Here is a 23,593-nt window from a genome sequence, read left to right as displayed (position 1 = left end):
TTAGGATTTGGAGCTTGATTTCGCTTTCTTGGCCGGCGCCTTCTTAGCCGGTGCCTTCTTGGCGGGCGTCTTCTTCGCCGGCGACTTTTTCGCGGTGCTCTTCTTGGCCGGCGCCTTGCCGTTGCCGGAGCGGGCCTTCACGCTGGCCTCCAGCTTGGCCAGCAGATCGGAGACGTCCTCGGTCTCGTCCAGTTCCTTGGGCTGTTCCTCGGTGGTAAACGCTTCGCCGCCTTCGAGTTTGGCTTGGACCAGCTCGTGCAACTGCCCCTGGTAGTCGTCGTGGTAGCGGTCGGGATTGAACTCATCGGCCATCGACTCCACCACCTGCCCGGCCATTTTCAGTTCGGCAGGCTTGATGTCGACCTTCTTGTCCAGCACCGGGAAATCGGGGTCACGAATCTCGTCCGGCCACAACAGTGTGTGGATCACCATCACGTCTCGCTTGCTGAAATCCTTGACCCGCAACGCCGCAAGCCTGGTCTTGTTGCGCAGCGCGAAATGCACGATCGCGACCCGATCAGTCTCGGCCAGCGTCTTGGCCAACAGCACATAGGACTTCGCCGACTTGGAATCCGGCTCCAAAAAGTAGCTGCGGTCATACATCATCGGATCCAGTTCGCTGGCCGGAACGAACTCCAACACCTCGATCTCGCGGCTGCGCTCTTCGGGCAGCGTCGCAATGTCGTCGTCGGTGATCACCACCATCTGGCCGTCGTCGGATTCATATGCCCGTGCGATATCGCGGTACTCGACGACTTCGCCGCACACCTCGCACACCCGCTTGTAGCGGATGCGGCCATTGTCCTTGGCATGTACCTGATGGAACTTGATGTCGTGGTCTTCGGTGGCGCTGTACACCTTGACCGGGACGTTCACCAGGCCGAAGGCGATGGAGCCCTTCCAGATGGAACGCATAGCGACAGTATGCCCGTACTGTCACCTGGATAAGCGTTCTACGCACCCAGGCGTGCCACCGCTTCCGCCGCCGCTTGGGCCGCCGCGTCAAGCGCGGTGGTCAGCGCATCAGACCCGATTCGGCGCAATTCGTCGCGGCGATCCGCGCCCAGCAGACCCATCGTCCAAAGCGCGTCAATGAGGCCGACCATGAATGCGTCGCCGGCGCCGACGGTGTCGACCACCTGCACGGCCTTGGCCGGGACGCGCACCTCGCCACCTGCACAGAACCCTGCAGCGCCGCTCTCGGCCATCGTCATCGCGACGATCGAAGGCCCCGAGGCCAGCCAGCTCCGAGCAACCAGCTCGGGCGGGCGGTCGGGGTCAATCCAGCGCAGATCCTCCTCGCTGACCTTGACGACGTCACTGCGCTCAACGAGACGCTCGATGCGTTCCCGGGCCAGGTCGCGGTCGACGATCAACGCCGGCCGCACATTGGGATCGAAGGTTACCGTGGCCGACACGCGATATGTGTCGACTAGCGCCGCGACCGCCAGGCAACCCGGCTCGTGCACCGCGGCGATCGATCCGGTGTGGACGACGAGTGGGGGAGCCACTTCCGGTGTACCGGACAGCTCCCACGCCAGATCGAATACGTAGTCGGCCGACCCCTTCTCGTCCACCGTGACCCGCGCGGTCGGTGTTCGCGCGGCGGTAGCGCTTCCTGGGACCAGTTGCGTCCCAGCCATATTCACGTGCTCCGCGATGCGCCGTCCGTATGCGTCGTCACCGATATGAGTCAGCAGATCGACGCTGCGGCCCAGCCGGCCCAGTCCGACGGCGACATTGAGCGGGCTGCCGCCGACGTGCTCACCAGGCCCGACGATGTCGATCAAGGACTCGCCGATCACCAGCGCGCGGTTCACTGCAGCAGCTCCTCCAGCGTCGCCCGAGCTCCCTTGCGATGCAACGAATCCAGCGCCCAGCGGTATGCCTCGACGAAGCGTGGCTGGCAGACCAGATCCCCGAACAAGACGGTGTCGATGAACGCAGTGGGATTCTCGTGTTGCGACTGGGCAATCGGCACCAGTGAGTCCGCCAGCTGGTCCACCACGTCGATCGGCTCACCACGCTCGTCGACACCTTCGGCATATCGGGCCCAGCTGGCCACCGTTGCCGCCGCCAGCCGCACTGGCCCGTCGTTGGCCAAGTTGTCACAGATGACGGGAAACAGCCATTTCGGGATGCGATCCGACGAGTAGGCGCACAGCCGGGCAACAGTGTCGCTCACGCCCGAGTTGGCGAACCGCTCGATCAGTGTGCGGCTGTAGTCGTGCAGATCGATGCCGGGCACCGGCGCCAATGTCGGGATGGCCTCGGAGTCGAAGTAGCGGCGCAGAAATTCGCTGAACAACGGATCACGCGCCGCGTCGTGAACGAACTCGAAGCCGCAGAGATGCGCGAAGTAGCACAGGCTCTGATGCCCCGCGTTGAGCAGGCGCAGCTTCATCATTTCGTAGGGGACGACGTCGTCGACCATCAAGACGCCCGCCTCTTCCAACGGCGGCCTGCCGTCACCGAAGCAATCTTCGATGACCCAGGCGGCGAACTCCTCGGTCAGCACCGGCCACCGGTCGGCGACTCCAAGGTCACGCTGGATCGCCGCGGTCATCTCCGGCGTGGTGTAAGGGGTGATCCGGTCCACCATCGAGCTTGGGAACCGGACGTTCTCTGCCACCCACTCGGCCAGCTCCTGATCCCGCCGCTCGGCATTCGCGAGCACGACCCGCCGCGCCACCAGACCATTGCTCTCAATGTTGTCGCACGACAGGATTGTCGGTGCGTCAATCCCGCGGGCACGGCGCCTGGCCAGAGCCTCGGTGATCAAGGCGAACGCAGGACCTTCGGGATCGCGGTAACCACCCTCGGTGATGGTCAGTGAGATGATCCGGGTCGATGCTGCGGCCAGCACTTCGAGCGCTTCCTCCGGATCGTCCGGAGCGTAGCGATAGTCGATGATCGAGCCGATCACCTGTGCGTCCCGATGGCCGTCGGGGCTTTCTTGCACCAGCGTGTAGAGCCCGTCCTGGTCACGCAGGACGTCGCGCATCGGCCAGTCGGACGGCAGTACGCCCACTCCGCAGATGCCCCACTCACGCGCCAGACCTTGTTGCAGCAACCGGTCGATGTAGAAGGCCTGGTGCGCGCGGTGAAAGTGACCGGCCCCGATGTGCGCGATACCGACGCCCAGGCTGCTGCGGTCATAGCTCGGCGTTGCGATCGGCAGCTTTGTCAGCGCTGCATTGTTGAGGTTCGTCACGTTAGGCATGATTGCCCAACTCCTAAGCGGTGAAACTTCCACCTGTCACGGGCGACAACATGAGAACATCAGCGAGAGCCTGCCAGGAGTCGGTTATCGCGACCGCACCGGCTTCGATCAATTCTGCACTGCGGCAAGGCCGTTCGTCGTCGGCAACGAACATCAGATTACCGACGGTGAGGTAGCCGGCTGCGACCGCGGAGGTGACACCGGCCACGGAATCTTCGATCGCCAAGCCCTCGTGGGCCTCGACGTCCATCACCTGGCCGGTGTGCAGATACACCGCAGGGTCGGGCTTGCTGGTCGGCATCGGAAGGGAATCTTCCGCACTGAAGCGCAACGCCGCCGGGATGAGCGGATCAAGGTCAGTGGCGGCGAAGCAGGCATCCAGGCGCTTGGTCGCACTGGAACTTACCGCGACCAGTGCATACCGCGATGCCAGCGCCTGCAATGGAGCCAGCACCTGCGGATCTGGCTTGAGCGTGGTGGCCAAGTGCGCGGTGACCTGCTCGCGTTCTTGCCGCACCCATTGTTCGAGTTCGTCGGCGTCGACGGACACTCCGGACTGCACGGCCAGGTCGAGAGCGGTGCTGCGGAAGTTCTTTCCGACGGCCTGCTTGCGCAGCTGTTCTGCGGTGAAGGGAGCCGGCACGTCGAACCTGGCCAGGAACCGATTGATCACCCCAACCGAGGCCGCGAATGCCGGTTTCTCCGAAGGGAAAAGGTTGTCATCGGCGTCGCAGAGCAAGGTGGTGATCGGTGCCGGGTCGAATTGGCGGACGAACGTCAGCGGCTGGTTCATTGCAACACCAACTCCCGCGCATTGTCCCGTAACGCCCGGCGCAGTGTAGGAATCACACCACGCTCATCGATGTCCGTAATCATCTCGCCGAGGCGCTCCGCAAAGCCAGGAATCACCCGTAATTCTGCGAAGATCTCGTGCCCCAGCAGCGGATCAGGGTTGTTCCTGCCGCAGGTCGCCAAATTGGTCAGCAGTTCTGCCTGCGGATCCTCGATGCGGATTGTGCGGCCCGTGAGGTCGTAGCCGCGCACATACCGGGCCCACCCGGCGACGGCCAACAGCAGCAGAGTGTGCGGTCTGCCCTGCTCCATCGCCTCCTGCAGCGACGGCAACAGGAACGACGCGATCTTCTCTGATCCCCGGCGCGCGAGTCGCGACAACTGGTCGCTCATCCGGGGATTACTAAGCCGAGTGAGCAACGTGGCCCGATAGCCGGGGGTGTTCATCCCGGGGACCGCCGGTAACAGCGGCTGAATCTCGTTGCGCAAGAGCTGCTCGACGTAATCGACGATGACGGGGTTGCGCATCGCCGCGTCGGTGCGCTGGTAGCCGGCCAGCGTGGCCAAACACCCGATCGCAATATGAGTTCCGTTGAGCAGGCGGGTCTTGACCAGCTTGTGGTCGCTGACATCGGTCACGAACTGGGCGCCGACCGCATCGAGCGGCGGGCGGCCGTAGCTGAAACTGTCCTCGATGACCCATTGGCTATGCGGTTCGGTCACCACCGGCCACTTGTCGGCGATGCCAAAGGTCTGCTCAACGAATTGGCGCTCCGAGTTGGACGTCGCAGGGGTGATGCGGTCGACCATGGTCGACGGGAATGCGACATTCCTGTCGATCCAGCGGGCAAGCTCGGGGTCCTTCAACGCGGCGAACGAGACCAGCGCGGTTCGCGCCGCCCGGGTGTTGTCGGGAATGTTGTCACAGCAGAGCACCGTGAACGGGGCGGTACCGGCGCGGCGACGCCGGTCAAGGGCCTCGGCCAGGTAGCCCCACGCGGTGGCATAGCAATCCGAGCCGGCGACCAGGTCGGCACGCACGTCGGGGTTGGCAGCATCGAATTCGCCGGTCACCGGATCCAGGAAGTACCCGTTGCCGGTAATCGTCAGGCTGACGATGCGGGTTTGAGGATCAGTGAGCGCGGCACGGACGGCATCGCCGTCATTCGGTGCGTAGTGGTAGGCGGCGATCGAGCCGACCACGCGGGCCGTTTGGTGGTCATGGCCGCGCTGCACGACGGTGTAGAGGCCGTCCTGAGCGGACAGCAAGTCCTTGACGTCGCGCGAGCGAAGACTGACGCCGGTGACGCCCCATTCATCGGAAATACCCGAGCGGGCCAGGTCGTCGAAGTAGACGGCCTGGTGCGCACGATGAAAATTGCCTGCTCCGATATGAACGACGCCCGGCTGAAGGGCCGACCTGTCGTAGGTCGGCACGTCGATCCGTGACGAATGCAGTGGCAATGTGGCGTCACTCAGCGGAACCCCAGTGGTGTGGCCCTGGGTGACGACTTCCGTAAGAGAGTTTGCGTAACGCATAGGTCGTCGAACGTACCCGTCGGGACGGAAATGGTTAAGCGAGCAAGGCATCGTCGTACCCGACATTGCTGCCTTCAGCAGCCGATTAACTGGCATGGTGAAATAGGCCACACAGCGTAGGTTTGCTGCTATGGCGCCGCGGGTGAAGCTGACCAATCCCGACAAGGTGCTTTATCCCGCCACCGGCACCACTAAAGCCGAAGTGTTCGACTATTACACCGGCATCGCCGAGGTGATGGTGCCGCACATCGCCGGTCGCGCGGCCACCCGCAAGCGCTGGCCCAATGGTGTCGACGAGCCATCATTCTTTGAAAAGCAGCTGGCGTCGTCGGCGCCCGAATGGCTGCCTCGCGGAAGTGTGGTGCACAAGTCGGGAACGACGACCTATCCGATCATCGACAGCTCGACCGGATTGGCCTGGATCGCACAACAGGCTGCGCTGGAAGTCCACGTGCCGCAGTGGCGCTTCGCCGCGGAGTGGACGCGCAGCGGGGAAGAGCTCAAGCCCGGGCCTGCAACGCGATTGGTGTTCGACCTCGACCCCGGTGAAGGCGTGACCATGGCACAACTCGCCGAGGTGGCCCGCGCGGTGCGCGACGTGATCGCCGATATCGGGCTCACGACGTTCCCGCTCACCAGCGGCAGCAAAGGAATTCATCTCTACGCCCCATTGGACAAGCCGGTAACCAGCCGCGGTGCCGTGGTGCTGGCCAAACGTGTTGCCCAGCAACTGGAAAAGGTGATGCCAAAGTTGGTCACCTCGACGATGACCAAAAGCGTGCGGGCCGGCAAGGTGTTCCTGGACTGGAGCCAGAACAACGGGTCCAAGACCACGATCGCGCCGTATTCACTGCGCGGCCGCGATCATCCGACGGTCGCTGCGCCGCGCAGCTGGGCGGAACTCGACGACAAGCGGCTTCGCCAGTTGAGCTACGACGAGGTGCTGGCACGGGTCGAGCGCGACGGTGATCTGCTGGCGGCGCTGGACGCCGACATAACCCCGGACCGACTGACCAAATACCGCAGTATGCGCGACGCGTCGAAAACACCGGAGCCGGTACCCAGCGAGAAGCCAGCTGTCGGACAGGGCAATACCTTTGTCATCCAGGAGCACCACGCCCGACGGCTGCATTACGACTTTCGGTTGGAGCGCGACGGTGTGCTGGTGTCCTGGGCGGTACCCAAGAATTTGCCTGATACCCCGTCGGTCAATCATCTGGCAGTGCACACCGAGGACCATCCGCTGGAATACGCCACATTCGAGGGCACGATTCCCAAAGGGGAGTACGGCGGCGGCAAGGTGATCATCTGGGACGCCGGCACCTACGAGACCGAGAAGTTCAATGATGACGAAGTCATCGTCACGCTGCACGGCAGCCGAATCTCCGGTCGCTATGCACTGATTCAGACCAAGGGCGATCAGTGGCTGGCGCACCGGATGAAAGACCAGAAGGTCTTTGAACTCGAGGGGCTGAGCCCGATGCTCGCCACCGAGGGCTCGGTGGCCAATCTGAAGGCGTCGCAGTGGGCGTTCGAAGGCAAGTGGGACGGCTACCGGTTAATTGTCGACGCTGACCACGGCACCGTTCGGCTGCGATCACGCCGTGGACGCGAAGTCACCAAGGAATATCCTCAATTACGTTCACTGGCAGACGATTTCACAGACCATCGGATGGTCCTGGACGGGGAAGTTGTCGCGCTTGACGAAGACGGCGTGCCGAGTTTCTCCGAGATGCAGAACCGGGTCCGGGCCACCCGCATGCAATATTGGGCATTCGACTTGTTGTACCTGGACGGTCGGTCGCTGCTGCGCGCCAAATACCGCGATCGCCGCCGCCTGCTGGAAACGCTGGCCACCGGCACCAATCTCATCGTTCCGGACTTACTGCCCGGCGATGGTAATGAAGCGCTGGAATACTCGCGCAAACATCGCTGGGAAGGCGTCGTCGCCAAGAAGCGCGATTCCACCTACCAGCCGGGCCGTCGCTCGTCGTCGTGGATCAAAGACAAGCACTGGAATACCCAGGAAGTTGTCATCGGCGGTTGGCGCGCCGGCGAGGGCGGACGATCTAGCGGCATCGGTTCCTTGCTGATGGGCATACCCGCCGACGGTGAGCTGCACTTCGCCGGGAAGGTGGGCACCGGTTTCACCGAACACGCCCTGACCAATCTGAAGAAGACGTTGGCGCCGCTGCGCACCGACGAATCTCCGTTCAGCGCACGGCTTCCCACTCGCGACGCCAAGGGAGTGACGTTCGTCGAGCCAACGCTGGTCGGGGAGGTCCGCTACAGCGAATGGACCTCGGACGGCCGGCTGCGCCAACCCAGCTGGCGCGGTCTGCGGCCCGACAAGTCACCGGGCGAGGTGGTGCGGGAATGACTACCCGGTGGTGCGCAGAGCAGCCTCGACGCTCGAGCGGACCGGAAGAACGTCCTGCAGTTTGGCCGCCGCGATCATGCGGTGCACGATCGCTGCCTGGCTCACCACAACCAGACGGGTCCCGCGCTGCCGACACTCGACTGCCTCGTCCGCCAGAGTCCGCAGTCCGCCCCAGGAGATGAAACCCAACCCGCTGATGTCGACGATCAGCGGCCCCGGTGAGCGAATATGGGCGGCCGCCCCAAGCGTCGCCTGCCGCCAGATCGGCAACGTGTGGGCGTCTACTTCACCGCTGGCATGGATGATCACGGCAGAACCGTGGTGTGCGAGGTCAACCTGCAACCGGGCGGCAGTATCCGATAGTTCTTCGATGACAGTGCACATGCGATATCTCCAGAATGCTCTGGTGTGATTTGGCGCTGCCCTGCACTGTCGAAGGCACGCTGATCTTGCATTTTTAGCACGAACGCGGTGGTCTGTCTAAGAGCAGCGTGTCAGCAGGAGGTGCAGCGTGGACGATCAGGTGTATTCGCTGGCACACGAGCTGGCTGAGGTCGGCCGGCTAAGCGAGGACGAGAATGTGCCCATGGTGCTCGAGCGGCTGGTCGGGCGTGCGGCGCGCACCATCCCGGGGTGTGACCACGTGACGATCACCGTAGGCGTCGAGGAAAAGCTGGAGACGGTTGCCGGTGCCGAGGTCACCTCGCTGTGCCACTCGCTGTCCGAAGGAACGCCGTGGCCTGGACCGATCCTCGATGCGGTGCGCTACCGCGAGCCGCGCCGGGTCGACGACGCGGACACCGAGCAGCGTTGGCCGGGCTTTTCCGACCGGATGCGCGAAGCCGGGTTCCACAGCTGCCTGGCGCTGCCGATGCCCGTGCGACGCCAGCCGCTGGTCGGGTTCACCTTGTTTTCGCGCCACGCGCACCAGTTCACCGATCAGGCACTGGACTTGGTGTTGCTGTTCACGCTGCACGCCGGCACCGCGTTTGACAATGCATCGTTGTACAACGACGCCCGCCAGCTGATCGATCACCTGCACAGTGCGCTGGCGACCCGCGAAGCCATCGGCCAGGCGCAGGGCATATTGATGCGGCGATTCTCCTGCGACGCCAACACGGCATTCGGGCAGTTGCGTCGAATATCTCAGGACCGGAATATCAAACTGCGGGAAGTAGCGCTCAATATGGTCGACGCGCAGAAGCACGGGAAGCTTGACTCCTTCCTGCCGGATTGGCTCAACTCCCGCGCCACGGCGCAATAGCGGGCGAATCGACATGCGGTGGGTGACATACCGAGACGGCGACGACGACGAGCGCACCGGGGTGCTCTCCGGTGATGCGATCCATGTGACGCCGCCGGGTGTGACGTTGCTCGAGCTGATCGGGCGGGGCGCCGCCGGGTTGCACGAGGCGGGCCAGGCGGTGTTGCGGTCGCCGCACACCGTGGTGCGGCTGAACGAAGTGACACTGCTCGCGCCGATCCCGCGCCCGCCGTCGATCCGGGATTCGCTGTGCTTTTTGGACCACATGCGCAACTGCCAGGCGGCGATGGGTGGCGGCCGGGTGCTCAACGACACCTGGTACCGCATCCCGGCGTTCTACTTCGCCTGTCCGTCGACCATTCTCGGACCGTATGAAGACGCTCCGACGGCGCCCGGAAGTGCCTGGCAAGACTTCGAATTGGAAATCGCGGCAGTAATCGGCAGTGCTGGCAAAGATTTGTCGGTCGAGGAGGCGGAGCAGGCGATCATCGGCTACACGATCTTCAACGACTGGTCAGCGCGCGACCTGCAGCAGTTGGAAGGCCAACTGGGCATCGGGCAGGCCAAGGGCAAGGACAGCGGCGTGACGCTAGGCCCCTACCTGGTCACACCCGACGAACTGCAGCCCTACCGCCGCGACGGCAAACTCAGCCTCGATGTCACCGCAATGATCAACGACACGGTGATCGGGTCGGGCTCCACAGGCTCGATGGACTGGAGCTTCGGTGAAGTGATCTCCTACGCCTCGCGGGGCGTAACCCTGACTCCCGGTGACGTTTTCGGCTCCGGCACCGTTCCGACGTGTACTCTTGTCGAGCACCTCGACCCGGCGAACCCAGAATCGTTCCCCGGCTGGCTGCACGACGGCGATGTCGTCACGCTGAAAGTCCACGGGCTCGGCGAAACCCGCCAAACTGTTCGCCACACACCCGCACCGCACCGTCTGCCGCCACGGCCCAACCCGCAGGCCGCTTCCAGCACCCGCGTCAACCGGGCGCCGGCGAAAATCCCGTATACCCGCGGACTGCACGAGGTCGCGCCGCGGGTGTGGGCATGGACGCTGCCGGACGGCGGATACGGCTGGAGCAACGCCGGATTGGTCGCGGGCAGCGGTGCGTCGCTGCTCGTCGACACGCTCTTCGACCTGGCGCTGACCCGCGAGATGCTGTCCGCGATTAAGCCGGTCACCGATGAGGCGCCGATCACCGACGCGCTGATCACCCATTCCAACGGTGACCACACCCACGGCAACCAACTGCTGGACCCCTCGGTGCGGATCATCGCCGCCAAGGGCACCGCCGAGGAGATCGCACACGGGATGGCCCCCGAAATGCTGGCGATGACCCAAACCGCCGACCTGGGCCCAATCGCAACGCGATATCTGCGAGACCGCTTCGGGCCCTTCGACTTCAGCGGCATCCGGCTGCGAAACGCCGACCAGACCTTCGACAACGAACTCACCGTCGAGATCGGCGGACGCGAAGTGCGGTTGCTGAACCTGGGACCCGCCCACACCGCAGCCGACTCGGTTGTGCACGTGCCCGACGCCGGTGTCCTGTTCGCAGGTGATCTGCTGTTCATCGGCTGCACGCCGATCGTGTGGGCCGGTCCGATCACCAATTGGGTGGCGGCCTGCGACGCGATGATCGCGCTAGACCCGGTGACTGTGGTCCCGGGCCACGGCCCGGTCACCGACGTGGACGGTATCCGTGCAGTTCGCGGATATCTTGTTCACGTCAACGAGCAGGCCGAGGCGGCTTGGCGCAACGGTTTATCGTTCGCCGAGGCCGCTGACGCCATCGACCTCGGTGAGTATGCGACTTGGCTGGACGCCGAACGCCTCGTCGTCAACGTCTACCAACGCTATCGCGAACTCGACCCGGGCACACCGCAATTGGAGCCGATGGCACTACTTGCCATGCAGGCCGAGTGGTTCGCCAAGCACAGCTGACAGTCACGGCAACAATGGCAGCCGCCAGAATCGCGTCGCGGTCAGCAGCGATGCCCATCGCCGCGATCACAGCATCCGAGAGGATGTTCTCAGTCATTGGCCGCCCTTCATAGGTCGCTCACACCCTTGACGCCACCGTAGGGCGTCAGTCGCCTACGGTTCCGGTATGGCTGCTGTGGAAATGGAACGCCTCGAGGACAACATCGCCTGTATCACACTGAACCGGCCGGAACGCCTCAACGCGATCGACGGGTCACTGCTCGACGGCGTCGACGACGCGCTGGACCAACTCAGCGCAGGCGAGTACCGGGTGGCGATCCTGACCGGCGCCGGACGCGGCTTTTGCGCCGGCGCCGACCTCAGCGGCACCGGTGCGCCCTGGACAACACCCGCCGCGGCCGAGTTCAAGACCAGCTACGACGGCCAGGTCCGGCTGGCCGATCAACTGACCCGGCTTTACGAGTTACCCATCCCGGTGATCGCCGCGGTCAACGGGGTGGCCGTCGGCGGCGGACTGGCCTATGCCCTGCATTGCGACATCCGAATCGCGTCCGAGGCGGCCCGGTTCGGGTCGGTATTCATCAAAGCTGGATTCTCCTCGATGGACATGGGCACCAGTTACCTGCTGCCCAAGGTCGTCGGAGCGGGCGTGGCCCGGGAACTGATGTTGACCGGTCGGATCATCGACGCGGCCGAGGCCCATCGGGTCACCCTGGTCCACGAGGTGGTGGCACCGGACGAGCTGATCGATGCAGCGCTGGGGATGGCCCGCTCGATTGCCGCCAATAATGCGTACGGGGTATGGCAGACCAAGATCGGGCTCAACGCGGCGCTGGATGCGCCCAGCCTGCGGCACGCTAAGGAGATCGAGAACCGCACCCAGATCATCAGTGGCTTCACCAACAACCCGGTCGAGGCGGCCAAGGCGCATCGTGAAAAACGGACCGCGCAATGGGATCCGCTGTAACGGTCAGACTTTCGCTATCACTTTCTCGGCGAACTTCTCCAGGTTACCGATCTTGGTATCGAGCGGCTCGGTGTCGGGTCCCTTGATGTAGGGGACGCGGAAGCCGACGATGACGTCGGTCACGCCTTTGTCTTCCAACCGCTTGATACCGTCGACAGTGAAGGCGTCGGCCGAAATCACATGGATCTCAAACGGGTCCTCGTTGCCTTCTTCGGCGCGAAACCGCTTGAGCCGCAGGATCAACTCGTCGAGGTCGGCGGCGTCACCGCCGCCGTGCATCCAGCCGTCTGCGCGTGCCGCCCGCCGTAGCGCCGCGTCGGCGTGCCCGCCGACCAGGATCGGGATCGGCTTGGTGGGCGCCGGGGTCATTTTGGTCTTGGGGATGTCGTAGAACTCGCCGTGGAACTCGAAGTAGTCGCCGGTGGTGAGACCGCGCACGATCTCGATGCATTCGTCAATCCGTTTGCCGCGCTTGGCGAACGGGACGCCGAGCAACTCGTAATCCTCGGGCCACGGGCTGGTGCCGACACCCAGGCCTACCCGGTTGCCGATCAGCGCCGCCAGCGAGCCGGCCTGTTTGGCCACCAGAGCCGGCGGCCGGATGGGCAGCTTGAGCACGAAGAAGTTGAACCTCAGCGTGGTCGTCACCGCACCCAGAGCGGCGGTCAGGACGAACGTCTCGATGAACGCCTTGCCGTCCAGGAACTCGCGGTTGCCGTCGGGCGTATACGGGTACGTCGAGTCGGATTCGTACGGATAGGCGATGCTGTCGGGAATAGTCATGCCGGCGTACCCTGCTGCCTCGGCCGCCTGTGCCAGCGGGAGGTAAAACGTCGGATCGGTCATCGCCTCGGCATAGTTGAACCGCACATCGCCTCCAGTCCTGGGAATGGCAAGACGCCAACCGAATACTAGAACCTGTTACAACAGGCAATGGGTCGGTGCTGGCCAGCGGACCTTCGAATCGTGTCGTGGATGTCGCAAAGTTGGTCTAAAGCTGGTTCTCCGGACCCACGACCGCCCACACCGTCTTTCCCGAGGCAGTCGGTGTGGTGCCCCAGGCTCGGGACACCGCAGCGATGATTGCCAAGCCTGACACTTGCCCGCCGCCACGATACGGATCTTCCCGACGGACCGCCGGAGCGCAGTTGCGGTCCTGCACGGACAGCATGACCGCCGTCCCGTTGGTTTCCAGCGCCAGCACGGGTGCGCTGGCGGTGTGTTGCAGCACGTTCTCAATGAGCACATTCACGACTACGGTTGCCACCGGAATCAGTTCGGTCTGCGACCAGGCCGCCAAATACTCGCCGACCAGCCCGCGCGCCCGACGCAGGCTGGCGAGTGACGCGGGCAGCTCCACCCGAGCCTGTTGCCGCGTCCGCCGCACCATGACGGGCAGCGCGTTCAACGCTGCGTCGACAGTTGCGTGTACTTGCACATAGCGCGTCACACCGGTCTGGGAGATGGTGCTTCGCCGGGCGCTGTGCGCGCACACCAGCACGATCGGAACATCGGGCCAAGTGTTCACATGCCAGCGCGCGCTGGTGAACACCGACCAGGCACTGGATGCCGGAACGTCGAGCGCATCGACATCGACGAGGACCCCCCGCGGTTGGTCGAGAGCCGCCTTAATGATGGCGCCCCTCAATTCGAGGTAGGTAGCGCTGTCGAGGACGCCGTCGACGGTGAGCACGCAAGCCGTCCCGGCGGTCTCCGTGGAAAACGCCAGCTCACTGGCGTGCCTAGCCACCGGTCTGCCGGAGTTTGGTGTAGGAGTCCGGCAGCCGGCTGCCGAGCATGGACGTTGCGTGTTCTGCTTCGTCGGCGATTGCGGTGTTTTCGGCTGCCATAGCGCTTCTCATCGTCCCCGGGTTACCCATAGACACACGAATGCAACCCTGTTACCGAGACACCTGACCAGACTCCGCGTCTGCGGGCGATCGGACGAGCGCGAATCCTAGTGCTGCGGCCCAGCGAGTTCGATGTCCGTCAGTGCGAATGGCGGCGTGCCCAGGCCGATGATCGAGTACGTACCCTGCGATGTTTCTTCAGTGATCCGCGCCGGCGCACGACGACCGCCCACCGCCAGGGTCGCCGCTCGTGCCTGTTTGAGAAGACCCGGTGGCAATTCGTCGAAAATTGTTCCCTGCCAATGGTATCGGCCGTCAATCGGGTCGACGTGGCCGGACAGGTGGACGCGTACCTCGCGGCCGGCGCCGGCAACGGTCAGCGTCGCCGGGCCGGCATAGGTCTCGTCGTGAAGTTCACTGCCGGCCGACAGCTCGAATGCCGAGGCCCTGAGACGACGGCGGGCGCAGCGCAGGTGAGCCTGTTCGTTGAACGTCTGCGCACTGCTGCGGCGCACCTCGATGCGGGTACTGCCACTGCGGCTCATCAACTGCAGGCATTCAGCGACGTAGCGCTCGGTGTCCGGCGAGGTGGCCAGAAAATAGTTGGGAAAGCCGTGGATAGCTGCGCCGAGGTAGGGCTCCATGCCGTCCCGCCATGCCTGTTGGATGCCCAGTCCGTCGGCGCCGACCAGCGTGTCTTGCGGGAGGTGTGCAGGAATCGTGAAACCGGTGCCGTAGATGATCGCGTCCACGCCATGGTGAGCACCGTCGCGGGTCCGGATGCCTGACGGAGTGATGACGTCGATGGGCGAACGCACCGGCTCGACCGTTGTGCGGCGACGCCGCCATCGCCCGCGGGTCGTGCGGATGATCCGCCGCGGTGGATGGGGGAAGACCTCGACCGACGCCGCTGATGTGGTCAGCCGGTCGATCCACTGTCCGGCGGCGGAGTCGGCGCCGATTATCGCCACCGTTTTTCCGGCCGGTTCGAATTGGCTATCTCCTGCAGCGGCCGCGAATGCCGGTCCGCGAAAGTCGTTGCACCCGGGCAGGTCCGGGATCCACGGGATAAGCGGCGACGTGCACGCGACGACAACCCGGCCACGGTATGTTTCGCCGCCACTGGTCGTCAGCGCCCAGCTGGCGGTGTCGTCGTCGAATACCGAACTGACGACTTCATCGTCTACGAGCGTGAAATCAGTGATACCGGCCTTGCGCAGTTCCGCGGCGGCCGTTGCGTCGCCGACGACGACGACCGCTTGCGCATTACTGATCACAGGAACTTGCTGCGCGTCCATCCACGCCGGGCGATCCGGCCCATCAGGCCCACTTCGGTCAGAAACGCCGCCAGCGGGGCGAAGCCGGCGATCTGAATCTCGTGACGGTGCGGGCTGTTTCGCGCGGTGATCTGCGCCCGTCGCGCATCCAGCCCTGCCCGCGCGTAGGGCACCGGGTTGGTGAACAGGTAACGGAAGAACCAGCCGCCCAGGCCGTTGACGTTGGCAACCAGCCACCGGTTGAGCCGTCCCATGTGCGGCACCCGCTTGCGCAGGCCGTCGCGCGCGAACTGGATGTGGCGGGCTTCTTCGGTGACGTGAATCCGCATCAGCCGCTGGATCATCGGCTGCAACTCGGGGTCGTCCATCATCTGCCGCTGCAGTGAGTCGAAAATCTCTTCGCCGATCAGCGCTGCCACCCACAGCACCGGTCCGCGGAAGAACAGCGGCAGGATGTTGATCACCATCCGCTGGTAGGGCCGAGGGCGCACCGGCTTGGCGCCCACCCGCTCGATGGCCATGCCGAACATCACCATGTGGCGGGTTTCGTCACCGAGTTCGGTGAGCGCGTAGTGCGACGACCGGGTGGTCGGATCCGCGTGAATGAGCTTGCGCAGCAGGGCCTGGTTGAGCATGTTTTCGAACCAGATGCCCGCCGACAGCGTGTTGACCAGTTCCTGGCGAGACAGCTCGATGCGCTGGGCGCGCGTCATCTCCTCCCACATCGGCGTGCCGTAGAGCGACACGATTTTCGGCGGAAGAAAGAACTTGTCCGGGTCAAGCGGGGCGTCCCAGTCGATGTCGACGACCGGCGCATAAGACCTCTTGACCGAGCCTTTGAGCAACCGCTCGGAGAATTCCTCGCGACCGGGGCCCTTGACGGCACTAGTCATGGCGCCGCTCCTCCTCATCGGTGCGCTCTGCATCGTCGCCGGCGCGAGTCATCGTCGACGTCCCTTCATCAGCTGCTCCAAAGGTAGGAAAAGCCGGGCCAAGATGTCAATACCTACGGTACCGGATACTTGCGGTCCCGGCTATTCATTTGCGACTAGGCTGTCTCGGCAATGAGCGGACGGCACATCCACGTCATCGGGATCGGCGCGGGAGATCCCGGTTATCTGACGATGCAGGCGATCGAGGCACTCAACGACACTCAGGTGTTCTTCGCAATGGACAAGGGTTCTGCCAAAAGCGATCTGGTGGGGTTGCGTCGAGAGATCTGCGAATGGTTCATCCGCGAGCCGGGATATCGATTCGTCGAGTTACCCGACCCCACACGTTCTGCGGACGGTGATTATCGAGGCGCGGTGTCGGACTGGCACGCGGCTCGCGCGCGGCTCTGGTCGGCCGCGATCGCCGCCGAACTCGGTCCCGGCGACGTGGGTGCGTTTCTGGCCTGGGGTGACCCGTCGCTCTACGACAGCACGCTGCGCATCCTGGACATGGTCGCTGCCGAGGTCGACATCACCTACGACGTCATCCCGGGCATCACCGCCGTGCAGGCGCTGACGGCACGACACCGCATTCCGCTCAACGACGTCGGCGAACCCGTGCTGATCACCACCGGCCGACAGCTTCGCGCTCATGGGCTGTCCGGGTCGGCGGTCGTCATGCTCGACGGCGATTGCTCATTTCTCGGCTGTCCGCCAGCCACCCGGATCTGGTGGGGCGCCTATCTGGGCACGGAAGATGAGCTGTTGGTATCGGGCACGATCGGCGAGGACGGCGAGCGGATCGCGTCGCTGCGCGCCGAGGCCCGGGCCCGCCACGGCTGGATTATGGATACCTATTTATTGCGCACGGCGGAGTAGGTTCCCCGCCATGGGTCCATTTCTGTTTCGTGCTGCGGTGACCGGCTTCGCGTTGTGGGTAGTCACACTTGTTGTTGACGGGATCAGGTTTGTCGGTGGCGGAACACCGATGCAGAGGATCGGGATCGTCTTCATCGTCGCGGTGATCTTCGGCCTGGTCAACGCGATCATCAAACCGATCGTGCAGATCCTGTCGATTCCGCTGTACATTCTGACGCTTGGGTTGATCCACATCGCGATCAATGCGTTGATGCTGTGGATCACCGCCGGAATCACCGAGCACACCACGCACTGGGGCTTGCAAATCGACCACTTCTGGTGGACCGCCATCTGGGCTGCGATCGTGTTGTCGATCGTGAGCTGGCTGCTGTCCCTCGTGGTGCGCGACGCCCGGCGCATCACTCGGGTGTGACCGGCACACTGGACGCATGCCCGAACTTCCCGAGGTCGAAGCGCTCGCGGACTACCTGCGCCAACACGCCGTCGGCTTGACGATCGGCCGGGTCGATGTTGTGGCGTTTTCGGTGCTCAAGACCTTCGACCCGCCGGTGGGCGCGCTGCCCGGCCAACCCGTCACCGGGGCGCACCGCTGGGGCAAGTATCTGGGCCTGCAGGTCGGCGACCTGTTCCTGATCGCGCACCTGTCCCGGGCGGGCTGGTTGCGGTGGTCCGACAAGTTGGCCGGCGCGCCGCTGCGGCCGGGCAAGGGCCCGATCGCGCTGCGGGTTCATCTCGGTGTGCCCGGCGAAGCGCCCGGGTTCGACCTCACCGAGGCCGGCACTCAGAAACGGTTGGCGGTGTGGCTCGTCGAGGACCCGATGGCAGTGCCGGGGATCAGCGTGCTCGGGCCGGACGCACTGCAGGTCGGCGTCGAGGAGCTGGCCGAGTTGCTGGCGGGCAACACCGGCCGGATCAAGACCGTCATCACCGATCAGAAGGTGATCGCCGGCATCGGTAACGCCTACAGCGACGAGATCCTGCACGTCGCCAAGATCTCGCCGTTCGCGACCGGCGGCAAACTCTCGGACGGTCAACTGGCTGCACTGCACGAGGCGATGGTGTCGGTGCTCACCGACGCGGTGTCCCGCTCGGTCGGCCAACAGGCCGCGACGTTGAAGGGCGAGAAGCGTTCCGGGCTGCGGGTGCATGCGCGCACCGGGATGCCGTGCCCGGTGTGCGGGGACACCGTGCGCGAAGTGTCGTTCGCCGACAAGTCGTTTCAGTACTGCCCGACCTGCCAGACCGGCGGCAAGGTGTTGGCCGACCGGCGGATGTCGCGGCTCTTGAAATAATTGCGCTGCGCGAGCGTCGACTTGTTGTGTGGCCCACCAGTGATTTGGCCCAACAACTCGACGTTCGAGGGGCACCCATTAGGGTGTTGCAATGCCTCGACAGAAGATCCTCATCACCGGCGCAAGCTCGGGCCTGGGCGCCGGGATGGCCCGCGCTTTTGCCGCCAAGGGCCGCGACCTGGCGCTGTGCGCCCGTCGCACCGACCGGTTGGACGAGCTCAAAGCCGAACTGACCCAACAACATCCGGGCATCGCGGTAGCTGTCGCCGCGCTGGACGTCAACGACCACGAGCAGGTCCCCAAAGTATTCGGCGAGCTGTCCGACGAGCTCGGCGGCATCGACCGCATCATCGTCAACGCCGGCATCGGCAAGGGCGCGCCGCTGGGCTCGGGCAAGCTGTGGGCCAACAAGGCGACCATCGAGACCAACCTGGTGGCGGCGCTCGTGCAGATCGAAACCGCGCTGGAGATGTTCAAGCAAACCGGCTCGGGGCACCTGGTGCTGATCTCGTCGGTGCTGGGCAACAAGGGGGTGCCGGGCGTCAAGGCGGCCTATGCGGCCAGCAAGGCCGGTGTGACGTCGCTGGGCGAATCACTGCGCGCCGAGTACGCCAAGGGCCCGATCAGGGTCACCGTGCTGGAGCCCGGCTACATCGAGTCGGAGATGACGGCTAAGTCGGCGAGCACCATGCTGATGGTGGACAACGAGACCGGGGTGAAGGCGATGGTCGCCGCGATCGAACGCGAGTCTGGCCGCGCCGTCGTCCCGGCCTGGCCGTGGGCACCGCTGGTTCGATTGATGCGAGTGCTGCCGCCGCAGCTGACGAAGCGTTTCGCTTAGCTGGCGAGCAGACTCCACTACGGGACTGGCGTGTAATGCCCTGCGTCGGTGGTGAATTCGGGCTTGCCGTAGGTCGCCAGCCGAAGCTTGAGCAGGCCGATGACATATGCGTCGGTGATTTCTCGAAGCACGGGGATGCGGCTGGCCTGACTCACGGCGGTGAAACGCCCGATGATGAAGGGCGCGGTGAGGGCGACGCGCATGAGGTCGGTCGGCCCCATCGATACGCCCATGGCTTCGGCGATGTCGCGGTCACCACCGCAGAACGTGCGGACGAACGTGAGCTTGGAAAAGCTCTTCTCGACCGCCTCGGCGCACCGGTCGAACAGCGTGGTGTCGGGGCGCAGATAGGCCGCCATCGTGCCGCTGACCAGTTCGCGGCAGAGGTCGTCGAATCCGTCGCGCAGCAGCGCCGAGCGCGCGTGCATGACGTGCATGATGTCGGCGGGTTCGGAGGGCAGGAGTTCGGGCGGCAGGCCGAGCAGAAAGCAGCGATACCTGGCGAATTCGACGGCGGCGCGTTCTTCTTTGGTGAATTTCGTCCGACCCTGCTGACGCGCCTTGCGGGCCAACAGGTATTGGCCGATCATTCCGGCGGGCATCTGGTCGACCTGCGGTATCGGCATGCCGTAGACGGCTTTATCCCATTTGAGGCCCGCTTTTCCAGATTTCTTCAGCGCGTTGTAGCGGACCATCGAGTGCATCAACCGGACCATCGCGGCGGCTTCGAAGCCCGGGCCATAACGGTCCAGCGCGCCGGGCAGGGTGGTGACGGCGAAGAAACTGGCCGTCTCGTTGACTCGCCGGGCGGCCCGCTTGCCCGAGAGCGCACCGGTCAGGGCCATCGGCAGCGCGGCGTAGGTGTTGGTGAAGGTCGCGATGAAGGCCCCGCGCGTGATGAAGGGGGCCAGCAGCGCCGCGGGGATGCGCTCCTGCCGGGCGCCTTCGCGTACCCGGTCGAAGTCGATCCACTCCGGGGTGGCCTCCATCGCGGCGATGAACGATGCGAGCTCGGGCGGCGCCTCGGGCACCGCGTCGATGCCCTCGCGGCACGCCCTTTTGAGCATGTCGATCAGCTGCGTGACGCTGTGCGTGGCCATCAGCGCCGCGTAGGGATCGGCGACGACGTCGCCGAGCAGGGTGGCCGTGCTGATCAGTTCCAGAACGCGGTCGTCTTCCAGGATCGGCGCACGGTCGGCGACCCAGGTGGGCAGGGCCGAGTCGACGTCCGGCTCGGTCGCCAGGCGATCCGGCGGCTGCTCGAAGTCGAAGTCTCCATAGAGGTCGGGCTGCAAATCGCGCTGGCTTCGGACTCGCTGAGCGAGTTCGGGGTAATACGTGACCATCACTGCCTCCGGCTAACTAACACTTAGTGAGTAATACTCACAAGTTGTTAGTTATGCTGTCAAGTGTGACTGTGGCCAGCCCGAAGCGGCGCATGACCGCCGAGGGGCGGCGCGCGCAGATCCTCGACGTCGCCCACGCGATCGTCGACGCCGAAGGGTTTCACGCGGCAACGCCGAACCGCATCGCGGAGCAGGCCGGCATCAATCGGTCGTTGATCTATCAGAAGTTCGGCGACCTGGCGGGGCTGTTCGTCGAGTTGATCGACCGTGAGGCAGCACGCGCCGGCGCGCAGTTCGCCGAAGCGATCTCCGGATTGGATGTTGCCGGCGAAGATCAGTCGCTGGTGCTCGCGTTCGATGGTGTGCTGGCCGCCGTGGATGCCCACCCGGCGACGTGGCGGCTGTTTTTGTTCCCACCGCAGGGCGCGCCGCCGGAGTTATATGCCCGGCTGGCTCAATCCGAGGCCGTCGTACGTGAGTTCTTTGTCAAGGAATTGCTGCGCATCAACCCCAATCTGCATGATCCCGAATACACCGCCCGGATCCTGCATGCTTCCGGTCGCGAGCTGTTGCAGCTGCACCTCAGCGATCCGCACACCGCGACGGTGGAACGGCTTCGCACCTTTGTGCGGCGATTCGGTTCCGAGCTGGTGGTCCCGTCGCGGTGACGAAATATCAGGCCGTACGGCCTCTTTCGGAGCGATAGCGACGCACCAGCGCGTCGGTCGAGCTGTCCGACTGTTTATCCGGCGAGGCGTCGTCGGCAAGCACCGGCAACAGCTCCTTGGCCTGAGTCTTGCCCAACTCCACACCCCACTGGTCGAACGAGTCGATGCCCCACACCACGCCCTCGGTGAACACCTGGTGCTCGTAGAGCGCGATCAACTGCCCGAGCACCGACGGGGTGAGCCGGCTCGCGAGAATCGACGTGGTCGGCCGGTTGCCGGGCATGACCTTGTGCGGCACCACCTCCGGCGATGTTCCCTCGGCGGCGATCTCGTCGGCGGTCTTGCCGAACGCCAGCACCTGCGTTTGGGCGAAGAAGTTGCTCATCAACAAGTCGTGCATGCTGCCGTCGCCGTCGGCGGTCGGCAAATCGTCGAGCGGTTGGGAAAACCCGATGAAATCCGCGGGCACCAACCGGGTGCCCTGGTGTAACAACTGGTAGAAGGCGTGTTGCCCGTTGGTTCCCGGCTCGCCCCAATAGATTTCGCCGGTGTCGGTGACGACGGGCGTACCGTCGGCGCGGGTCGACTTGCCGTTGGACTCCATGGTCAGCTGCTGCAGATAGGCCGCGAAGCGCGCCAGGTCATTGGAATACGGCAACACTGCCCGCGACTGCGCATCGAAGAAGTTGGAGTACCACAGCTCGATCAAGCCGAGCAGCGCCGGCGCGTTGGATTCCAGTGGAGCGGTCTTGAAATGCTCGTCGACGATGTGGAATCCGGACAGGAAGTCGGCAAAGGCTTCTCGGCCGATTGCGGCCATCACCGACAGCCCGATCGCCGAATCGACCGAATACCGTCCGCCGACCCAGTCCCAGAAGCCGAACATGTTCTCGGTGTCGATGCCGAAGTCCGACACGCGTTCCTTATTGGTGGACACCGCGACGAAATGCTGTGCCACCGCGTCGTCGCCCAGCGCATCGGTCAGCCAGCGCCGCGCCGCGGTCGCGTTAGTCAGTGTCTCCAGGGTGGAAAACGTCTTGGAGGCGACGATGAAAAGTGTTGTGGCCGGTTCTAAATCAGCCAACGTCGCGACGAGGTCGGCCGGATCGACGTTGGAGACGAACCGCGCCGAGATGCCCGCGTCGGCGTAGTGGCGCAGCGCCTGGTACACCATCACCGGCCCGAGGTCCGAGCCGCCGATACCGATGTTGACCACCGTGCTGATCCGCTTACCGGTCGCACCGGTCCACTCGCCGCTGCGCAGCCGGTCGGTGAAATCACCCATCGCGTCGAGCACGGCGTGCACGTCCTCGACGACGTTCTGCCCGTCGACGGTCAGTGTGGCGTCACGCGGCAGCCGCAGCGCGGTGTGCAGCACCGCCCGGTTTTCCGATGTGTTGATGTGCTTGCCGGCGAACATCTCGTCGCGGCGCTGCTCGAGTCCGGCCGCTCGGGCCAGGTCGGCCAGCAGCGTGAGCGTCTCGCGGGTGACGCGGTGCTTGCTGTAGTCGATATAGAGGTCACCGACGGTGACCGTCAATTCGCGGCCACGGTCTGGGTCGTCGGCGAAGAGCTCGCGCAGGTGGCGGTCTTTGATCTGGTCGTGATGTCCGCGCAGCGCTTTCCAGGCCGGGGTGACGGTGATGTCAGGGATAGCGGCAATCATATTTTCGACCCTAGTCGGGCCGGTCAAGGCGTGACTCGGTCAATTGTTGGCGAGCACGCGGGCAAACAGCACGTTGTTCTCCTTGTGAACGTGCATGTGTAAGTCGGATTCGATTTCTTCCAGGCCGGCCAGCATGGCCGTGTAGGTGGGACAGGCGTCAGGCGGAACGGTGTAACCGCCGGTAAGTTGCCGCAACTCGGCGAGCAGTTCACCGGCGCGGTCATGTTGCTTCATGTTCTCGTCCAACGCGGCGTGCAGCTCCTGCGAGATGGGACCGCCGGCGCCGTTGCGCGCAAGGATTTCCGGGAACAATGCCGTCTCCTCGGTGCGCAGGTGCGGCTCGACCTTATGGCGTAGCTCGTCGAATGCTTCTCGCACCCGGGCCAACTCGGCGTGGTTTGGGCCATGGACCGTTGCCACCTTGTCCACCAGTGCCGACATCCGCGGAAATTCTTCCCAGAGGAACCGATGGTGGCTGGCGAGTATGTGCTCGATCAATGCCGGATCATCGAGATCTGCCCAACCGGCCCGCGGTCCGGGCTCTTCGGCGTTCAACGCGGCGAGGAGCTCGCCTGTATCGATCTGTGCTGCGGTACACGCGTCACCCAGCGGCCGTTGGCCATTACAGCAGTAATCGATACCGAAGCGTTCCAGAATCCGAGTGCGGGAGGGATCCGCGGTCACGATGTCGCCAAGGATGGTGTCGGAGGTGTAGCTGGCCATCGG

The 23,593-nt window shown here is 64.4% G+C and carries 22 protein-coding genes and 1 pseudogene; 10 read left to right on the top strand and 13 right to left on the bottom strand.

Annotation, left to right across the window (positions count from 1 at the left end; genetic code table 11):
* From ku to AC5Y5W_RS04155, 5 genes are read right to left on the bottom strand one after another with little or no spacing between them, the layout of a single operon-like run.
* Entirely contained in the window at positions 1 to 915 is a 915-nt protein-coding gene (gene ku, locus AC5Y5W_RS04175) for a non-homologous end joining protein Ku (RefSeq protein WP_500022134.1), read from the bottom strand.
* Between the two features lie 38 nt (positions 916 to 953).
* Positions 954 to 1,820, bottom strand: a complete 867-nt coding sequence (locus AC5Y5W_RS04170; protein WP_500010080.1) for a carbohydrate kinase family protein — start codon at positions 1,818 to 1,820, stop codon at positions 954 to 956.
* Positions 1,817 to 3,223: a mannitol dehydrogenase family protein gene (locus AC5Y5W_RS04165; protein WP_500022133.1), complete on the bottom strand. Its 1,407-nt coding sequence runs from the start codon at positions 3,221 to 3,223 to the stop codon at positions 1,817 to 1,819. The genes AC5Y5W_RS04170 and AC5Y5W_RS04165 overlap by 4 nt, the downstream gene beginning before the upstream one ends.
* Positions 3,224 to 3,236: 13 nt before the next feature.
* Complete coding sequence (locus tag AC5Y5W_RS04160) at positions 3,237 to 4,016, bottom strand: HAD family hydrolase (protein ID WP_500022132.1); 780 nt, start codon at positions 4,014 to 4,016, stop codon at positions 3,237 to 3,239.
* Entirely contained in the window at positions 4,013 to 5,554 is a 1,542-nt protein-coding gene (locus tag AC5Y5W_RS04155) for a mannitol dehydrogenase family protein (protein ID WP_500022131.1), read from the bottom strand. The genes AC5Y5W_RS04160 and AC5Y5W_RS04155 overlap by 4 nt, the downstream gene beginning before the upstream one ends.
* A 130-nt stretch (positions 5,555 to 5,684) precedes the next feature.
* On the opposite strand from AC5Y5W_RS04155, the gene AC5Y5W_RS04150 reads away from it, so the two are divergent.
* Positions 5,685 to 7,934: an ATP-dependent DNA ligase gene (locus AC5Y5W_RS04150; protein ID WP_500022130.1), complete on the top strand. Its 2,250-nt coding sequence runs from the start codon at positions 5,685 to 5,687 to the stop codon at positions 7,932 to 7,934.
* Here the strand turns inward: AC5Y5W_RS04150 and AC5Y5W_RS04145 are convergent, their stop codons facing one another.
* Entirely contained in the window at positions 7,935 to 8,318 is a 384-nt protein-coding gene (locus AC5Y5W_RS04145; protein ID WP_500022129.1) for an anti-sigma factor antagonist, read from the bottom strand.
* A 127-nt stretch (positions 8,319 to 8,445) separates the two neighbouring features.
* Between AC5Y5W_RS04145 and AC5Y5W_RS04140 the strand changes: the two genes are divergently transcribed.
* The 3 genes from AC5Y5W_RS04140 (at position 8,446) to AC5Y5W_RS04130 (ending at position 12,116) form a co-directional block, all read left to right on the top strand.
* Positions 8,446 to 9,198, top strand: coding sequence for an ANTAR domain-containing protein (locus AC5Y5W_RS04140; protein WP_500022128.1), 753 nt, complete (start codon positions 8,446 to 8,448; stop codon positions 9,196 to 9,198).
* Between the two features lie 13 nt (positions 9,199 to 9,211).
* Positions 9,212 to 11,149, top strand: coding sequence for a fumarylacetoacetate hydrolase family protein (locus AC5Y5W_RS04135; RefSeq protein WP_500022127.1), 1,938 nt, complete (start codon positions 9,212 to 9,214; stop codon positions 11,147 to 11,149).
* Between the two features lie 166 nt (positions 11,150 to 11,315).
* Positions 11,316 to 12,116, top strand: a complete 801-nt coding sequence (locus AC5Y5W_RS04130) for an enoyl-CoA hydratase/isomerase family protein (RefSeq protein ID WP_500022126.1) — start codon at positions 11,316 to 11,318, stop codon at positions 12,114 to 12,116.
* A 3-nt stretch (positions 12,117 to 12,119) separates the two neighbouring features.
* Here the strand turns inward: AC5Y5W_RS04130 and AC5Y5W_RS04125 are convergent, their stop codons facing one another.
* The 4 genes from AC5Y5W_RS04125 to AC5Y5W_RS04110 form a co-directional block, all read right to left on the bottom strand.
* A complete protein-coding gene (locus AC5Y5W_RS04125; protein WP_500022125.1) occupies positions 12,120 to 12,986 on the bottom strand; it encodes a TIGR03619 family F420-dependent LLM class oxidoreductase in 867 nt (288 codons plus the stop codon).
* Positions 12,987 to 13,107: 121 nt separating this feature from the next.
* Positions 13,108 to 13,866: an STAS domain-containing protein gene (locus AC5Y5W_RS04120; RefSeq protein ID WP_500022124.1), complete on the bottom strand. Its 759-nt coding sequence runs from the start codon at positions 13,864 to 13,866 to the stop codon at positions 13,108 to 13,110.
* 207 nt (positions 13,867 to 14,073) lie between these two features.
* On the bottom strand, positions 14,074 to 15,243 hold the full coding sequence (locus AC5Y5W_RS04115) for a DUF4873 domain-containing protein (protein ID WP_500022123.1): 1,170 nt from the start codon (positions 15,241 to 15,243) through the stop codon (positions 14,074 to 14,076).
* Positions 15,240 to 16,136: an AurF N-oxygenase family protein gene (locus tag AC5Y5W_RS04110; RefSeq protein ID WP_500022122.1), complete on the bottom strand. Its 897-nt coding sequence runs from the start codon at positions 16,134 to 16,136 to the stop codon at positions 15,240 to 15,242. Before AC5Y5W_RS04110 ends, AC5Y5W_RS04115 begins: the two co-directional genes overlap by 4 nt.
* A 171-nt stretch (positions 16,137 to 16,307) precedes the next feature.
* On the opposite strand from AC5Y5W_RS04110, the gene cobF reads away from it, so the two are divergent.
* From cobF to AC5Y5W_RS04085, 5 genes and pseudogenes are all read left to right on the top strand, one after another.
* A complete protein-coding gene (cobF, locus tag AC5Y5W_RS04105) occupies positions 16,308 to 17,054 on the top strand; it encodes a precorrin-6A synthase (deacetylating) (protein WP_500022121.1) in 747 nt (248 codons plus the stop codon).
* 10 nt (positions 17,055 to 17,064) lie between these two features.
* Complete coding sequence (locus AC5Y5W_RS04100; RefSeq protein WP_500022120.1) at positions 17,065 to 17,466, top strand: phage holin family protein; 402 nt, start codon at positions 17,065 to 17,067, stop codon at positions 17,464 to 17,466.
* Between the two features lie 16 nt (positions 17,467 to 17,482).
* Positions 17,483 to 17,719 (top strand): annotated as a pseudogene (locus tag AC5Y5W_RS04095) (DNA-formamidopyrimidine glycosylase family protein); the annotation flags it as partial.
* 153 nt (positions 17,720 to 17,872) lie between these two features.
* Entirely contained in the window at positions 17,873 to 18,346 is a 474-nt protein-coding gene (locus AC5Y5W_RS04090; protein WP_500022152.1) for a zinc finger domain-containing protein, read from the top strand.
* A gap of 91 nt (positions 18,347 to 18,437) precedes the next feature.
* The gene (locus AC5Y5W_RS04085; protein WP_500022119.1) at positions 18,438 to 19,187 is read left to right on the top strand and encodes an SDR family oxidoreductase; all 750 of its coding nucleotides are present in this window, start codon (positions 18,438 to 18,440) and stop codon (positions 19,185 to 19,187) included.
* 17 nt (positions 19,188 to 19,204) lie between these two features.
* On the opposite strand, the gene AC5Y5W_RS04080 is transcribed toward AC5Y5W_RS04085, so the two are convergent.
* Positions 19,205 to 20,533: an oxygenase MpaB family protein gene (locus AC5Y5W_RS04080; RefSeq protein ID WP_500022151.1), complete on the bottom strand. Its 1,329-nt coding sequence runs from the start codon at positions 20,531 to 20,533 to the stop codon at positions 19,205 to 19,207.
* Positions 20,534 to 20,625: 92 nt separating this feature from the next.
* Between AC5Y5W_RS04080 and AC5Y5W_RS04075 the strand changes: the two genes are divergently transcribed.
* Positions 20,626 to 21,201: a TetR/AcrR family transcriptional regulator gene (locus AC5Y5W_RS04075; RefSeq protein ID WP_500010169.1), complete on the top strand. Its 576-nt coding sequence runs from the start codon at positions 20,626 to 20,628 to the stop codon at positions 21,199 to 21,201.
* A gap of 7 nt (positions 21,202 to 21,208) precedes the next feature.
* Here the strand turns inward: AC5Y5W_RS04075 and pgi are convergent, their stop codons facing one another.
* Both pgi and ric read right to left on the bottom strand, forming a co-directional pair.
* On the bottom strand, positions 21,209 to 22,867 hold the full coding sequence (pgi, locus tag AC5Y5W_RS04070) for a glucose-6-phosphate isomerase (protein WP_500022118.1): 1,659 nt from the start codon (positions 22,865 to 22,867) through the stop codon (positions 21,209 to 21,211).
* A 39-nt stretch (positions 22,868 to 22,906) separates the two neighbouring features.
* Positions 22,907 to 23,590, bottom strand: coding sequence for an iron-sulfur cluster repair di-iron protein (ric, locus tag AC5Y5W_RS04065; protein WP_500022117.1), 684 nt, complete (start codon positions 23,588 to 23,590; stop codon positions 22,907 to 22,909).
* Between the last annotated feature and the right edge of the window lie 3 nt (positions 23,591 to 23,593).

Source organism: Mycobacterium sp. NGS51, assembly GCF_059812525.1.
Note: the sequence above shows the minus strand (reverse complement) of the source record. Positions and strands in the feature narration are given on the sequence as shown.